This window comes from Microbispora triticiradicis, assembly GCF_005864065.1.
Classification (GTDB): domain Bacteria; phylum Actinomycetota; class Actinomycetes; order Streptosporangiales; family Streptosporangiaceae; genus Microbispora; species Microbispora triticiradicis.
Genome location: NZ_VANP01000006.1, coordinates 475874 through 490559 on the forward strand (window position 1 = coordinate 475874; position 14686 = coordinate 490559).

Genomic DNA, 14686 nt, shown 5'->3' on the forward strand with positions numbered 1-14686 from the left:
TCGTGGAGGACGGCGGCGGGGCACGGGTGACCAGACGCGCGTTGCTGGGCGTCGCCGCCGCGGCGGGCCTGGCCGCCGCGGGAGGCTGTTCGAGCGGCCCGGGCAAGCCCGCCGCACCACCCCCTCCGGACCCGCAGACCGTGCTGATCGGCGAGCTGATCGCGGACAAGGAGCGGCTGGTGTCGCTGTACGGGCGCGCGGTCGCCGCCCTGCCCGGCCGGGCCGCCGCGCTGGAGCCGTTCCGGCAGCGGCACGCGGCTCACGCGCGGGCGCTGCGCGCGCTGCTGCCCGCCGGGAACGCTCCGACGACGCCGGCCCCGTCGTCCTCCGGATCACCGGTCGCAGCACCGTCCGGATCGCCCTCCGACGGCTCGCCCGAAGTCTCCGTAGAAGCGCTGAGGGACGCCGAACGGACCGCGGCGGCGGCGCGTCCCGCGCAGACCGCCACGGCCTCGCCCGCCCTCGCCCAGCTTCTGGCCAGCATCGGCGCCTGCGAGGCCGTCCATGTCGTCGCCCTGGGGAGACTGCGTGGCTGAACCCGCGACCCCGCCCGTCGTGAGCCCGGCTGTGAGTACGGCCGCGGAGCCCTCCGTCGGTGCCCTCGGCCGGGCCCTGTCCGCCGAGTACGCCGCCGTGTACGCCTACGGAGTCGTCGGCGGGCGGACGAAGGGCGGGCTGCGCGCCCGGGCGACGGCGGCCTTCGACGCCCACCGGGCACGGCGCGACCAGTTGCGCACGCTCATCACCCAGCGCGGCGGCACGCCCACCGAGCCGGGACCCTCCTACGGCCTCCCGTTCGAGGTGCGCACGCCGTCCGACGCGGTGCGCCTGGCGGTGCTCGTGGAGCAGCGGGTCGTCACCGCCTATCTGGAGCTCGCCGCCGACCGCGATCCCGCCCTGCGGCGGCTCGCCGCGCTGGCTGCGCAGGAGAGCGCGACACGCGCGTACGGCTGGCAGCCGGAGATCGGCGCCTTCCCCGGCATGCCCGGCCGCGACGCCGGTCCCACTCAAGCCGGGCCGCCCGGCGGCGAACCGACCGGCGCCACACAAAGCGGCGCCGCAGAGACCGACGCCGAACTCCCCGACGCCACTCCCTCCGGGTCGTGATCGCCCGGTAGGGCCGGGACCCGGCCCTACCGGCTACACGAAGATCACGCGGGAGAGGCGGGGAGGCAGGCGGCGAGGACGCGGTCGACGGCCTGGTCCAGCGGGATCTCCTCCTTGGTCCCGGCGACCCGGTCGCGCAGCTCCACCACACCCTGGGCCAGCCCACGGCCGACGATCAGGACGGTGGGCACGCCCAGCAGCTCGGAGTCCTTGAACTTGACGCCCGGCGACACGCCCTGACGGTCGTCCACCAGCACGCGCAGTCCCCGCGCCTCCAGGCTCTCGGCGAGCTCGCTGGCCACCTCGATCTGGTTCTCCTTGCCGGTGCCCACGATGTGCACGTCGGCGGGGGCCACCTCCCTGGGCCACACCAGGCCCAGCTCGTCGTGCCGCTGCTCGGCCAGCACCGCCACCGCCCGGGACACGCCGACGCCGTACGAGCCCATGGTGATGCGGATGGGCTTGCCGTCCGGCCCGAGCGCGTCGAGGTGGGCCGCGTCGGCGTACTTTCGGCCGAGCTGGAAGATGTGGCCGATCTCGATGCCGCGGTCGATGGACAGCGGGTGCGCGCAGCGGGGGCAGGAGTCGCCCGCGCGCACCTCGGCGGCCTCGATCGTGCCGTCGGGCTGGAAGTCGCGGCCCACGACCACGTGCGCGGCGTGCTTGCCCGGCTCGTTGGCGCCGGTCACCCATGCCGAGCCGGCGACGACGCGGGGGTCGACCAGGTAGGTGATCCCGAGGTCCGCGAGCACCTGCGGGCCGATGTAGCCGCGCACCAGGCCCGGGTGGCGGGCGAAGTCCTCGGCCTCGAAGATCTCCGGCACGCCGGGCGCGAGCGCGGCCTCCAGGCGCTTGAAGTCCACCTCGCGATCGCCGGGGACGCCGACGATCACGGTCCTGACCTCGTCGGAGCCCGGCGTGCGGACCTTGACGACGAGGTTCTTCAGCGTGTCCGCCGCGGTGACGCCCAGGCCGTACCGCTCGTTGACGTACGTCACCAGCGACTCGATCGTCGGCGTGCCGGGCGTGTCGAGGACCTCCATGGCCGGCTGCTCGGCGGTCACCGCGGGCGGCGCGGGCGTGACGACCGCCTCGGCGTTGGCCGCGTACCCGCAGTTGTGGCAGGCCACGAAGGTGTCCTCACCGGTGGCGCAGGGCGCGAGGAACTCCTCTGAGGCCGATCCGCCCATCGCGCCCGACATGGCGAAGCAGATCCGGTAGTCGATGCCGAGGCGGTCGAAGATGCGGATGTATGCGTCGCGGTGCATCTCGTAGGACCGCTTCAGGCCGTCGTCGTCGAGGTCGAAGGAGTAGGAGTCCTTCATCACGAACTCGCGGCCCCGGAGGATGCCGGCCCGGGGACGCGCCTCGTCGCGGTACTTGGTCTGGATCTGGTACAGCGTCACCGGATAGTCCTTGTAGGAGGAGTACTCCCCCTTGACCATGTCGGTGAACATCTCCTCGTGGGTCGGCCCGAGGAGGTAGTCGGCGCCCTTGCGGTCCTTCAGGCGGAACAGCGTGTCGCCATACTCGGTCCAGCGGCCCGTGGGCTCGTAGTAGTCGCGGGGCAGCAGCGCGGGGAACAGCACCTCCTGCGCGCCCATCCGGTCCATCTCCTCGCGGACCACCCGGGCGACGTTCTCCAGCACGATCTTGCCGAGGGGCAGCCAGGAGTAGATGCCGGGCGCGACCCGGCGGACGTAGCCGGCGCGGACGAGCAGCTTGTGGCTCGGCACTTCCGCGTCCGCCGGATCCTCACGCAGGGTGCGCAGGAACAGGGTCGACATACGCAGCAGCACGGCTACTCCTTGCTCGTGAGAGGTCTCCCGCCACGCCTCCTCCGGATCGCCGCGGCCGGAGACCCCGGCGCGGATCTCCTCGCGGACCCCCGGCGGCGGCGTGGGAGACGAAGACGATGTGCTCCAAGGCTATCGACTCGGGACACCCGCCGCCTCCCCTCCACGCGCGCCCCCGCTCAGCCGCCGAGAAGTTCTTCCCAGTGCTGGCGCGACCGCTCCCCGGCGCCCGCCGGGCCGTCCAGCACCGCCGACAGCCGCCACAGGCCCGGCCTGGACCGCAGCCGTTCCATCCCGAACGGGTCGATCGCCCGCAGCACGAAGGTCACCCCCATCACGTCGATCACGGCGGTCGACGCGGTCGCGGGACCGGCCGGGGCGGTCGGCGCGGCCTCGGGACCCGGCTCGCCGATCCGCTCGACCAGCAGCGCCGCCACCTCCGCCGCCTGCGGGCCGTCGCGCCACTCGACCTGCCAGGAGTGGTCGGTGGTCCGCCACCAGGTGAGGTCGCGGCACGCCTCCAGTGTCTCCGCCTCGCCGGACAGCGCGGCCATGACCCGGCCCAGCGCCTCGTAGCGGCGGCCGTCGCCTGGATCGTTCCGCGGCCCCCGGACCGTGGCCGGCGAGGCCCCGGGCTCGTCCTGCCCCCCGCGCAGTCCCCTCATGTCAGGGAGGGTCCCACCGCCCGGCCGTCTCGTCCGCGGGTTTCCCCGTCTTTTAGCCCCAGAGCCCACGGGCATCACTCTGATCGCGGCCGCCGGGTCGCCGCAACCCCACGAATCATCACAACACGGATCACAGTCGGGTGCCTCGGCATGGCGTTCCGGTGACACGGCCGCCGCCGATGATAAAGAATCAAAGACAGAGACGCCGCCGCTGCCGGGAGGCCATGGTGACACTGCGCGTCGCGATCGTCGGGTCGGGCCCGGCCGGGATCTACACGGCCGAGGCACTGGTCAAACAGTCGCACGACCCCGTCGAGGTGGACGTGCTCGAACGCCTGCCGACGCCCTACGGGCTCGTACGGTACGGCGTCGCGCCCGACCACACGTCGATCAAGTCGATCGCCGGATACCTCCGGCGCGTCCTGGAGACGCCCGGGGTGCGCTTCCTCGGCGGTGTGGAACTCGGGGCGGACGTCTCGGCCGACGACCTGCTGTCCTGCTACGACGCCGTCGTCTACTGCACCGGCGCGATGGTCGACAGGCAGCTCGGCATCCCGGGCGAGGACCTGCCGGGCAGCGTCGCCGCGACGGACTTCGTCAACTGGTACTGCGGCCACCCCGACGTCCCGCCGGACACCTTCTCCCTGGACGCCGAGGACGTCGTCGTCATCGGCGTCGGCAACGTCGCCGTGGACGTGGTGCGGATCATGGCCAAGACCGCCGACGAACTGCGTGGCACCGACGTGCCCGAGGAGGTGCTCGACCGGCTGGCCGCTTCGCGGGTCAGGCGCATCCACATGGTCGGCCGGCGCGGCCCGGAGCACGCCAAGTTCACCCTCAAGGAGCTGCGCGAGCTCGGCGAGTTGCTGAACGCCGACGTCCTGACCTTCCCTCACGAAATCGGGACCGCCGACCTGACCGCCCTGTCCCGGCAGGTCAAGGGCAACGTGGACGTGCTGCGGTCGTGGTCGGAGCGCGAGCCGGCCGACCGGCCGCGCCGTCTGGAGGTGCGCTTCTGGCTGCGCCCGGTGGAGATCCTCGGAATCTCCCGGGTCGAGGGCGTACGGCTGGAGCGGACCCGCCTGGAGGACGGGCGGGTCGTCGGGACCGGCGAGTTCGAGACGATCCCGGCGGACATGGTGATGCGCTCGGTCGGCTACCGGAGCGTCGCGCTGCCTGGGGTGCCCTTCGACGCGCGGGCGATGACGGTGCCCAACGTCGCCGGGAAGGTGACCGACCGGCAGTACGTCGCGGGCTGGCTGAAGCGGGGACCGACCGGGGTGATCGGGACCAACAAGTCCGACGCCGCGGAGACCGTGCGCACCCTGCTCGCCGAGGTGACGCCGGGGACCGCCACGGTCCGGCTGGACGACCTGCTCGCCGCGCGCGGCGTGCGCCCGGTGACGTACGAGGACTGGCTCGGGATCGAGGCCGCGGAGGCGGCGCTGGCGGAGAACCTCAAGCGGGGCGAGCGGGTGAAGCTGGTGGGCAGGGACGCCATGCTGGGCGCCTGCGGCCGTCTCGCGCACGGGGGAACGCCCTCCTGAGCGCCCGTCGGGCGGCGCGTGGCCGACGAGGTCAGTTCCAGTACCCCGGCCGGTGGTAGCGGGCGCCGTCGCGCCCGGGCACGAGATCGGGCAGCTGCGATGATGAAGTCGCCCGTGCCGGGACTCTGCGAGGATCGTCCCCATGGAGACGACGCTGACCGGCCTGGACGGGCTGCTCGACGGCTTCGACCGCGTCTACCGCGACCAGCTCGCCCGTTACCCCGCGGGCCAGGAGCCGGCGTGGCAGCCGGTGCACACCGTGTACGTGCCGGCGGACCGGGTCACGGCGGAGGTCGTCCACGAATGGCGGCACGCCGCCGCTGACCTGCTCAACCGGCTGCTGTTCACGCCGGGCGAGCTGGCCGCGCTGTTCGGGCTGGACCTCGAACTGGCCCGGCCGGTGCACGAACGGGTCCGCCGCAAGCTCCACAACGAGCCCATCGAGGACCTGCGGATCGACTTCGAGGACGGGTACGGCGTGCGCGCGCCGGAGGAGGAGGACCGGCACGCCGAGTCCGCCGCCGCGGCGGTCGCCGAGATGCACCGCGCGGGCACGCTGCCGCGCCGGTGGGGGCTGCGGGTGAAGTCGTTCGCCGACGGCGACCCGCACCGCTCGGTCCGTACGCTCGACATCTTCCTCACCGAGGTCGTACGGCGGGCCGGGCGGCTTCCGGACGGGTTCACGGTGACGTTCCCCAAGGTCCTCATGGAGGACTACCTCCGGCAGTTCGCCCGCTGCCTGGAGGCGCTGGAGCGCGCGCTGGCGCTGCCCTCCGGGACGCTGCGCTTCGAGATGCAGGTGGAGGCCCCGCAGACCGTGCTGATCCTGCAGCGGTCGGCCGGCCTGGTGCCGTCGCTCGGCGGGCGGCTCGCGGCCGCGCACTTCGGGGTGTTCGACTACACCGCGGCGGTCGGGCTGCCCCCGGACGAGCAGCGGCTCGACCATCCCGCATGCGATCACGCCAGGCACGTCATGCGGACCGCGCTCGCCGGCACGGGCGTCGAACTGTCGGACGGCTCCCTCGCCGCGGCGCCGGCCTCGGACTCGGCCGCCGACGTGCACGCCCTGCTCCGCAGGCACTCGGCGCTGGTGGCGCACTCGCTGTCCCACGGCTTCCACCAGGGCTGGGACATGCATCCCTCCCATCTCGTCAGCCGCTTCACGACCGTCTACGCGTTCCATCTCGCCTGCTACGAGAAGTACGCCGACCGGGTGCATGCGTGGGAGGAGCGGCGGGCCGCGGCGGGCGGGGTGCTGGACGAGCCCGCCACCGTCCGGACGCTGGCCGCCGCGCTGGCCCGGGCCGACCAGGCCCTCGGCTGACCGCGTCCGTCTTTGCCATATCGGCAACGTTGTTTGGCAGTCCCGCCGATCATGTCGCATCGTGACCGGAGCGATGCGAGAGGAGATTCGGGTGGACGGGACATATGACGTGATCGTGATCGGCGGCGGCGCGGCCGGGCTCAGCGGCGCCCTGGCGCTGGCCCGGGCGAGACGGCCGGTGCTGGTGGTCGACGACGGGCGGCCGCGCAACGCGCCGGCCTCACACGTGCACAACTACCTCGGCAGGGAGGGCACGCCGCCCGGCGAGTTGCTGGCGGCCGGGCGCGCGGAGGTCGAGGCGTACGGCGGTGAGATCACCGACGGCCGCGTGGCGAGGGCGGCGCGGGAGGACGACGGCCGTTTCCTCGTGACGCTCGACGACGGGCGTGCGCTCCGGGCGCGACGGCTGCTGCTCGCGACGGGGCTCGCGGACGAGCTTCCGGACGTGCCCGGTCTGGCCGGACGGTGGGGCCGCGACGTGCTGCACTGCCCGTACTGCCACGGCTGGGAGGTCCGCGACCGGCGGATCGGGGTGCTGGCCACCGGGCCGCACGCCGTCCATCAGGCCTGCCTGTGGCGGCAGTGGACCGATGACGTGGTGTTCCTGAACCATCACGCCGTGCCGCTGACGGAGGAGGACGCCGAGCGGCTCGCGGCGCGCCGGATCGCCGTCGCAGACGGCCCGGTCACGGCGGTGGAGGTGACCGGCGACGCGATCAGCGGGGTGCGCCTGGCCTCGGGGGACGTGATCGCGCTCGACGCGGTCGTCGTCGCGCCGCTGTTCACCGCCCGCGCCGAGGTGGCGCGGTCGCTCGGGCTCACGCCGGTGGAGGTGGAGGCCCGCGGTCAGGTGGTCGGCAGCCGGATCCCCGCGGAGCCGACCGGGGCCACCGCCGTGCCCGGCGTCTGGGTGGCGGGCAACACGGCTGACGTGATGGCACAGGTGATCATGGCCGCCGCGGCGGGCCTGAGCGCCGGCGCGGCGATCAACATGGACCTCGTCGCCGAGGAGACCGCGGCGGAGGTCGACGCCTACCGGCATCAGATGGGCACGATGTTCGAGGAGGCCGCCTGGGAGGAGCGCTACCGGTCCCGGCCGGCCGTCTGGAGCGGCCGCCCGAACCCGCAACTCGTCGCCGAGGCGGCCGATCTGCCCCCGGGGCGGGCCCTCGACGTCGGCAGCGGCGAGGGCGCCGACTCCGTGTGGCTCGCCGAGCGCGGCTGGCGGGTGACCGGGACGGACATCTCGGCCACCGCGCTGAAGCGGGCCGCCGCCCACGCCGCCGACGCCGGTCCCGAGGTCGCGGCCCGCATCGAGTGGCTCCACGCGGACCTGCGCGACCACCCGCTCCCCGAGGGGGCGTACGACCTGGTGTCGGCGCACTACATGCACCTGCCGGGCGAGACCCGGCGGGCGCTGTACGCCCGGCTGGCCGCCGCCGTGGCGCCGGGAGGCACCCTGCTGATCGTCGGGCACCACCCGCTCGACCTGCTGACCGTGCCCCACCGGCCGCACTTCCCGCAGGCGATGTTCACCGCCGAGGAGATCGCGGCCTCGCTCGACCCGGCCGCCTGGGAGGTGACGGCCGCCGAGGCGCGGCCGCGCACGGCGAAGGACCCGGAGGGGCACGAGATCACGATCCGGGACGCCGTCCTGGTGGCGCGCCGCCGCGCCTGACGGCGCCGGGCTTCAGAGCCGGTCCACGAGGCGGCGCCAGTGCCTGACCCGGCTGGGGTCGACGGGCTCCTGCCAGGAGCCCCGCACCGCGCCTCCCACGTGGAAGGCGCGGATGCCGTAGTCGAGCAGCGCCGGGACGTGCGCCTCGCGCAGGCCGCCGCCGGCGAGCACGAGCGAGGCGTCCCCCGCCTCCGCCCGGGTCCGCAGGACGTGCAGGCCGCTGCCGACGCCCTCGGGCGACCCCGACGTGAGAACGGTCGCCAGGTTCGGCAGCAGCCGTACGGCGCGCCACGCGGCCCGCACGTCGGCGGCATGGTCCACCGCGCGGTGGAAGGTCCAGGGCAGCGGCGAGACGGCGTGGATGAGCGCCTGGGTCGCCTCCACGTCCACGGACCCGTCCTCGGAGAGGAATCCGAAGACGAACCCCGCCGCGCCCGCCTCGGTCAGTTCCTTCACGTCGCGGCGCAGCCGGTCGAGCTCCTCCGGGCTCACCGTGAACCCGGCGTCGCGGCGGAGCATGATCATCTGCGGCAGTCCGCACTCGCGGGCGATGGCCGCGACGAGATCCGCCGAGGGGGTGAGCCCGCCTGAGCCCATGTCGGACACGACCTCCAGGCGGTCGGCCCCACCCTCCTCGGCGGCCACGGCGTCACGCAGATCGAGCGCGATCACTTCAAGGAGGGATCCCGTCATGATGTGAACAGTATCGGGTCCCTTTGCGGCGCCTCACGGCATCCGCCCTGTTCAGCACTCGATCAACTCGTTGTGTGCCGTGATGTCAAGAACGCGCAACTGCTGCGTCCCGTGACCCCCGCGCGGGGCCGGCACCAGCGGAACGCGGCGCTCCGGCCGCCGCCGCTGCCCCGGCCGTGCCGGTTCGGCGTGCTCGGAACGGTCCCAGCCGGAGAGCACGGCGCAGGCGTCCCGCTCGAACAGCGCCCCCGAGGCGCGGTGCGGCAGGTCGACGGTGCGGACGTGCCGGAAGCCCGCCCCGCGGTAGTACGCCTGCAGCCGGGCGTTGTCCTTCGCGCAGTCGAGGCGCAGGTACGGCCGGCCCTGGACGGCGGCCCGCAGACCGGCCCAGTCGAGCAGCGTCTCCCCCAGGCCCTGGCCCGAGAAGGACCTGTGCACGGCCAGTTTGTGGACGTACAGCGCGTCGCCGGGCCGGTCCCGCGGCGTCCAGAACTCCGCGTCGGCGTGGCCGTCCACCGCGATCGTGGCGGCGGGCACGCGGGCGGCGCCGTCGACGGTCTCCGCGTCCTCTCCGGCGTCGAGCAGGTACATGACCCCCTCGCCGATCAGCGGGGCGATGCGCTCGGCGGGGAAGCCCGCGGCGGGCCACTGCCGTACGCCGAGACCGTTCAGCCAGCCGGCGGTGCGGGCCAGCAGGACGAGGACCCCCGGAAGGTCGGCGGGGGTGGCGCGACGCAGCGTGAGTTCCGTAACAAGATCCAGGGTGTTCGCAGGCATGCCTGATTCCTTTCGTGCCGAGGGGGATGATCTGATCACTCAGAGTGACGGCGAGACGCCGTACAGCGTCCGTCGCGGGGACGGCGAGGCCTCGCTAGGGCGCGCGGGTGCGGCGAGGCCAGCGGCGGGAGCGCCCCCGGGAGACGGCACAGTGATCGGAACGGCGATCGGAACGGCGATCGGGACGGGAACCGGCACGGTAGTGATCGGCACGGGGATCCGCACGGCGGCCGGACGGGCCGGCGCACAGGAGGTGAGCGCCCCCCGGAGGAGGGCTCGGCCTGGGACGCCCGCTCAGGGGAGCGGGCGCCGGGGCCTCGTCAATGACGTTCCAGCTCGTATCGGATCAGATGTTTGTCCGCGGGCAGCACGGACACGGCGACGCGGACCGGGGTGTCGTCGGCGTCGTAGCCGACCCGGGTGTGGACGACGACCGGGGTGCCGGGCTCCAGCTGGAGCCGCGCCGACTCGTCGGAGGTGGGCATGCGGGCCGAGAGGTCGTCGACCACGCGGGTCTGCAGGTGCCCGAGCTCCTCCAGCACCCTGTTGGCTCCGCGGGTGATGTCCCCCGGCCGGGCGATCTCGGAGCCCCCCACGATCTCCAGGGGGAAGTACGAGTCCAGCGTGTTGAACGGCTGGGCGTCGACGAACCGCAGGCGGCGGCGCACCACGGCCAGGGCGCCGTCGGCGAGGGCGAGGCGGGTCGCCACGTCCTCGGGCGGTTCGACGATCGACACCTCGATCCGCTGGTCGGCCGTACGGCCCTCGGACCGGACGGCGTGGACGAACGCGTCGAACCGCGGCTCTTCCTGGTCGTGCGCGAGGAACTCGTCCTGGGGCCGCATGAGGAGGGGACGGCGCTCGCGTACGAACGTTCCACGCCGGCGCATCCGCAGGATGAGACCCTCGTTCTCCAGCTCACCCAGCGCCAGCCGTACGGTGTTGCGGCTGACCCCGTGCGCCTCCATGAGGTCGGTCTCGGTCGGGATCTGGTCCCCCGGCGCGAGTTCGCCCGCGTAGATGGCTCTGCGCACCTCGGCGGCCACCTGCTGATAGAGCGACGATCGTGCCATCTTTCCTCAATCCACCCTTTTGTTCCAACAAATCTAGAGGATCTCGGTCTACCGGGAAACAACCCCTTGACCGGAGCCCTCCGGGCCGCGCATTATCCAAACGTTGGTACAAATCCATCCAATGGAGGTGGGGCAAGTGCTAGCGGTCCGTGCGGGCACGCCGTACTTGCCTTGGCGGGACCCCTGCGAGGCGACGCGGATGCTGCGCTACGCCTTGCACCGGCAGGGGTTCACCCACACCTACCAGAGCAACGGGAACGGCATGTCCGTGCTGTCGGTATCCACCGACCTGACGGTCTGGTGCAGGAACGGGTCGTTTGTGTGGCATGAGGATGACTTCCTCATCACGCACCCCTCCGACGACCCCGACGGCGCGACACGCCTGATCATGCGGCACCACCGCACGCCGGAGCGGCCGGACGACGACGGCCTCTCCCCAGAGACTCCGTGCGAATGAACGAGGTCTCGACCCCAACCCTCGCCGGGGTCGAGGCCTCGCGCCGGGGCGGAGCGCGGGCGGGCGGGGGCCCCCCCCCCCCCCCCGGGGGGGGGGGCCCGCGCGCGGGGGCGCCGCGCGCCGGGGGGGGCCCCCCCCCCCCGCCCGCCCCCGCCACCGTTAACCCGCGCCGTTGACCCGCGCCGCCGGACTCGACTCCGTCGCCACGCGGCACCAGCCGGGAACCGACCGGTCGGTACGCTTCTCTCATGACTCTGTTCTCGGTGGAAGGCAAGACGGTCGTCGTGACGGGCGGCTCCCGGGGAATCGGCAAGATGATCGCGCGCGGATTCCTCGACGCGGGCGCCACCGTCTACATCTCCTCCCGCAAGCGGGACGAGCTGGAGGCCACGGCCGCGGAGCTGGGCTGCCCGGCGGTCCGGGCCGACCTGTCGACCCCCGAGGGCGTCGAGACGCTGGCGCAGGCGGTGGAGGAGCGGGAGAGCCGGCTCGACGTGCTCGTCAACAACGCCGGGGCGAGCTGGGGCGCGCCCCTGGAGGAGTATCCCGAGCACGCCTTCGACAAGCTCTGGGACATCAACGTCAAGGGCGTCTTCTTCCTCACCCGCCGGTTCCTGCCGCTGCTGCGCGCCGCCGCCTCGCCCGACGACCCTGCCCGCGTGATCAACATCGGGTCGGTCGACGGGCTGCGGGTGCCGTTCATGGAGAACTACGCCTACTCGGCCGCGAAGGCGGGCGTCCACATGCTGACCCGGCACCTGGCGCATCGGCTGGCCAAGGAGTCGATCACCGTCAACGCGATCGCCCCCGGGCCGTTCGAGTCGAAGATGATGGCCTTCGCGCTCGACGACCCCGAGATGCGCGGCGCGATCGAGAGCGGCGTGCCGCTGGGGCGGATCGGCCGGCCCGACGACATGGCGGGCGCGGCCGTCTTCCTCGCCTCACGGGCCGGCTCGTACCTCACCGGGGCCGTCATCCCGGTGGACGGGGGCATATCGACGCACGGCTGAACCACGGGCCCGTTCTGGCTGAACCACGGGCCCTGGCCGCGGGGTCAGCCCGCCTTGAGCGCCTCGGCGAGGGCCTCGGCGAACAGGTCCGGCGCGGCCAGCTCGTCCCGCAGGAACAGGTACGGCTCGGTGAGCTCGACCTCCATCAGCACCGGCTCGCCGTCCGGCATCCTGACCAGGTCCACCCGGGCGTACAGCAGGTCCGGCGGGACGGCGGCCAGCACCCGCTCGGCCAGCGCGAACTGGTCGTCGTCGGGGTCGCGCAGGGTGGCGCGGTTCTCCGCCGTGGCCTCGACGCCGCTGAGCATGGGATGCCGCCGTACGGCGTGGCTGAACCGGCCGCCGAAGTACAGCAGCGACAGCTCCCCCTCCAGTTCCACGGACGGGAGGTACGGCTGGACCATGACCGTGCGGCCCTCGTCGAGCAGCCGGGCCACGTGCGCTGCGGCGGCGTCCCGATCAGCCGTGCGGGTCGTGTCGCGGGCCCCCGCCGAGACGGCCGGCTTGACGACGTACTCGTCCCACTCGGGCAGTCCGGCGCCCGGCTCGGGCCAGAAGGTGGGCACGGTCGGCACGCCGAGCGCGCGCAGGTAGGTCTTGTCGGTGTTCCATTCGAGCACCGCCGCCGGGTTGAACAGCCGCGTGACCCGCTCCACCCGATGGGCCCAGGCGACGAACTCGTCCCGCCGCTCGATGTAGTCCCAGGCGGAGCGGACGACCACCGCGTCGAACTCCGACCAGTCGGCCCGGGGGTCGCGCCAGTTCACCGGCGCCCCCTCGATGCCGGCCCCCAACCAGGCGGCGAGGGCGGTCTCCCGCTCGTCGTCGTGGCGGCTCACCGTATCGTCGGCGGTGACGTAGGCGACCTTCATGAAGCTCCCATCAGCGATGCGTCGGCGCCCATGCTACGGCGCGTGTCACACCGCCGGGCCGCCGCCCGCCCTCCCCCGCCGCTTGCTCGGGCGCCCTCAGCCGAGGCCGGCGAGGACCTCGGCCGCCGCCTGGCCGCAGACCCTGGCGGCGCCGTGCGTGGCGATGTGGACCGCCCCCAGGTCCGTACGGCCAGGCAGCCCCATCTCGACCACGACGCCGTCGGGCCGGGCGGCCAGCAGGCGCTCCAGCAGGTCCGTCTGCCAGGGATGCCGGTGGGCGTCCCGGACCACGACGACGAGAGGCCGCTCGGCCGCCTGGCGCAGGATCGCGGCGGCGACGCCGTCGCCCGGCTCGCGCGCCCCCCGCCCGTCCTCCGCGCGCACGTCCTCCTCGCGCAGGCGGGTGACCGTGGTGCCCGGCAGCAGCTTGCCCAGCGGCTCCCCGGCGCCCCACGGCATGCCCTTGTCGATCGCGAGGTTGGTCTCCGGCGCGAGCTCCACCACGTGGGGCGCCGCGGCCAGCGGCAGCGTCCCGGCCGGCCCGCGCAGGGTGACCCGCAGCGCCCGGCGGGCGGCGGCCAGCCCGATCTCGCCGGGCACGGCGTCCCCCGGCTCCGCCCCGGCCCGCCAGGCGGCCAGGGCGCGCACCCGGGCCGCCGCGTCGGCGAGCCGCTCCTCCGTCAGCGATCCCTCCGTCACGGCGTCGGCGATCGCGTCGCGGATGCGCGCGTGGGTCGCCTCGTCGGCGTTCTCCCCGCCCACGCAGACGGCGTCGGCCCCGGCCGCCACGGCCATCGCGCTCGCGCCGCCCAGGCCGTACCGGCCGGAGACGGCGGCCATCTCGATGCCGTCGGTGACGATCAGGCCCTCGAAGCCCAGCTCCCGCCTGAGCAGGCCGGTGAGGACGCGGGGGCTCAGGGTGGCCGGCCGCTCCTCGTCGTAGGCCGTCACGAGCAGGTGACCGGTCATGATGGAGCGCACCCCCTCCCGGATCGCCACCCGGAACGGCAACAGCTCGACCTCGGCCAGCTCCTCACGCGAGGCGGTCACCCGCGGGATCCCGTGGTGGGAGTCCACGGACGTGTCGCCGTGCCCGGGGAAGTGCTTGGCGCAGGCGGCGACGCCGGTGGACTGCAGGCCGCGGATCCAGGCGGCCGTGTGCCGCGCGACGAGCCCAGGGGCGGCGCCGAACGCGCGCAGGCCGATGACCGGGTTGTCCGGGTTGGAGTTGACGTCCGCGGCCGGGGCGAAGTCGATGGTGATCCCGGCCTGACGCAGGTCGTGCCCGATGTCCCGGGCCACCTGCTCGGTCAGCTCCACGTCGTCCACGACGCCGAGGGCGTAGTTGCCGGGCCGTGAGCTGCCCGTGCGGGCCTCCAGCCGCGTCACCTCCCCCGCCTCCTCGTCGATGCCGATCACGACGTCGGGGTTCTCCGCGCGCAGCGACGAGGTCAGGGCGGCGAGCTGGGCCGGGGTGTCCACGTTCCGCGAGAACAGCACGACGCCGGCGAGGCCGCCCGCGAGCCGCCGCCGCACCCAGTCGGGGGCGGTGGTCCCGGCGAAGCCGGGCAGGAGGACCGTGTCGGCCAGACGGAGCAGGTCAGGGCTTCGCTTCATGCTGCGTCCACAGGGCATCGCTCAGGCATGCCCCGCAATCTAATAGGAAACTTTCCTATTTGCCAGCCCC

At 73.7% G+C, this 14686-nt stretch carries 14 protein-coding genes; 7 read left to right on the top strand and 7 right to left on the bottom strand.

What is annotated here, in order from left to right; genetic code table 11:
* Positions 1–2: 2 nt before the first annotated feature.
* Positions 3–536 (top strand): hypothetical protein, encoded by a 534-nt coding sequence (locus tag FED44_RS18845; RefSeq protein WP_117410496.1) that lies wholly within the window; start codon positions 3–5, stop codon positions 534–536.
* Entirely contained in the window at positions 529–1107 is a 579-nt protein-coding gene (locus tag FED44_RS18850) for a ferritin-like domain-containing protein (protein WP_244302055.1), read from the top strand. Before FED44_RS18845 ends, FED44_RS18850 begins: the two co-directional genes overlap by 8 nt.
* 44 nt (positions 1108–1151) lie before the next feature.
* On the opposite strand, the gene FED44_RS18855 is transcribed toward FED44_RS18850, so the two are convergent.
* Complete coding sequence (locus FED44_RS18855) at positions 1152–2906, bottom strand: proline--tRNA ligase (RefSeq protein WP_117410494.1); 1755 nt, start codon at positions 2904–2906, stop codon at positions 1152–1154.
* A 176-nt stretch (positions 2907–3082) separates the two neighbouring features.
* Positions 3083–3568, bottom strand: a complete 486-nt coding sequence (locus FED44_RS18860; protein ID WP_244302056.1) for a hypothetical protein — start codon at positions 3566–3568, stop codon at positions 3083–3085.
* A gap of 224 nt (positions 3569–3792) precedes the next feature.
* Here FED44_RS18860 and FED44_RS18865 point away from each other — a divergent pair, with 224 nt between their 5' ends.
* From FED44_RS18865 to FED44_RS18875, 3 genes are all read left to right on the top strand, one after another.
* Positions 3793–5115 (top strand): FAD-dependent oxidoreductase, encoded by a 1323-nt coding sequence (locus tag FED44_RS18865; RefSeq protein WP_117410493.1) that lies wholly within the window; start codon positions 3793–3795, stop codon positions 5113–5115.
* A gap of 142 nt (positions 5116–5257) precedes the next feature.
* The gene (locus FED44_RS18870) at positions 5258–6439 is read left to right on the top strand and encodes a DUF6986 family protein (protein ID WP_138461454.1); all 1182 of its coding nucleotides are present in this window, start codon (positions 5258–5260) and stop codon (positions 6437–6439) included.
* Positions 6440–6530: 91 nt separating this feature from the next.
* Positions 6531–8117: an SAM-dependent methyltransferase gene (locus FED44_RS18875; protein WP_138461455.1), complete on the top strand. Its 1587-nt coding sequence runs from the start codon at positions 6531–6533 to the stop codon at positions 8115–8117.
* 12 nt (positions 8118–8129) lie between these two features.
* On the opposite strand, the gene FED44_RS18880 is transcribed toward FED44_RS18875, so the two are convergent.
* From FED44_RS18880 to FED44_RS18890, 3 genes are all read right to left on the bottom strand, one after another.
* Positions 8130–8810 (bottom strand): copper homeostasis protein CutC, encoded by a 681-nt coding sequence (locus FED44_RS18880; protein ID WP_117410490.1) that lies wholly within the window; start codon positions 8808–8810, stop codon positions 8130–8132.
* A gap of 51 nt (positions 8811–8861) precedes the next feature.
* A complete protein-coding gene (locus FED44_RS18885; protein WP_117410489.1) occupies positions 8862–9587 on the bottom strand; it encodes a GNAT family N-acetyltransferase in 726 nt (241 codons plus the stop codon).
* A gap of 320 nt (positions 9588–9907) precedes the next feature.
* On the bottom strand, positions 9908–10660 hold the full coding sequence (locus FED44_RS18890; RefSeq protein ID WP_117410488.1) for a GntR family transcriptional regulator: 753 nt from the start codon (positions 10658–10660) through the stop codon (positions 9908–9910).
* A gap of 199 nt (positions 10661–10859) precedes the next feature.
* Here FED44_RS18890 and FED44_RS18895 point away from each other — a divergent pair, with 199 nt between their 5' ends.
* Complete coding sequence (locus tag FED44_RS18895; RefSeq protein ID WP_133306211.1) at positions 10860–11117, top strand: hypothetical protein; 258 nt, start codon at positions 10860–10862, stop codon at positions 11115–11117.
* Between the two features lie 248 nt (positions 11118–11365).
* The gene (locus FED44_RS18900) at positions 11366–12127 is read left to right on the top strand and encodes an SDR family oxidoreductase (protein ID WP_138461456.1); all 762 of its coding nucleotides are present in this window, start codon (positions 11366–11368) and stop codon (positions 12125–12127) included.
* Positions 12128–12171: 44 nt separating this feature from the next.
* Here the strand turns inward: FED44_RS18900 and FED44_RS18905 are convergent, their stop codons facing one another.
* Both FED44_RS18905 and FED44_RS18910 read right to left on the bottom strand, forming a co-directional pair.
* The gene (locus FED44_RS18905; protein WP_138461457.1) at positions 12172–12999 is read right to left on the bottom strand and encodes an ATP-grasp domain-containing protein; all 828 of its coding nucleotides are present in this window, start codon (positions 12997–12999) and stop codon (positions 12172–12174) included.
* Between the two features lie 96 nt (positions 13000–13095).
* Complete coding sequence (locus FED44_RS18910; protein WP_138461458.1) at positions 13096–14616, bottom strand: glycoside hydrolase family 3 protein; 1521 nt, start codon at positions 14614–14616, stop codon at positions 13096–13098.
* Positions 14617–14686: the final 70 nt, after the last annotated feature.

Coding starts and splice junctions, on each gene's coding strand:
- FED44_RS18900 (WP_138461456.1), top strand. CDS start 11,366: ATGACTCTGTTCTCGGTGGAAGGCAAGACGGTCGTCGTGACGGGCGGC.
- FED44_RS18860 (WP_244302056.1), bottom strand. CDS start 3,568: ATGAGGGGACTGCGCGGGGGGCAGGACGAGCCCGGGGCCTCGCCGGCC.
- FED44_RS18885 (WP_117410489.1), bottom strand. CDS start 9,587: ATGCCTGCGAACACCCTGGATCTTGTTACGGAACTCACGCTGCGTCGC.
- FED44_RS18910 (WP_138461458.1), bottom strand. CDS start 14,616: ATGAAGCGAAGCCCTGACCTGCTCCGTCTGGCCGACACGGTCCTCCTG.
- FED44_RS18905 (WP_138461457.1), bottom strand. CDS start 12,999: ATGAAGGTCGCCTACGTCACCGCCGACGATACGGTGAGCCGCCACGAC.
- FED44_RS18890 (WP_117410488.1), bottom strand. CDS start 10,660: ATGGCACGATCGTCGCTCTATCAGCAGGTGGCCGCCGAGGTGCGCAGA.
- FED44_RS18880 (WP_117410490.1), bottom strand. CDS start 8,810: ATGACGGGATCCCTCCTTGAAGTGATCGCGCTCGATCTGCGTGACGCC.
- FED44_RS18895 (WP_133306211.1), top strand. CDS start 10,860: ATGCTGCGCTACGCCTTGCACCGGCAGGGGTTCACCCACACCTACCAG.
- FED44_RS18870 (WP_138461454.1), top strand. CDS start 5,258: ATGGAGACGACGCTGACCGGCCTGGACGGGCTGCTCGACGGCTTCGAC.
- FED44_RS18865 (WP_117410493.1), top strand. CDS start 3,793: ATGGTGACACTGCGCGTCGCGATCGTCGGGTCGGGCCCGGCCGGGATC.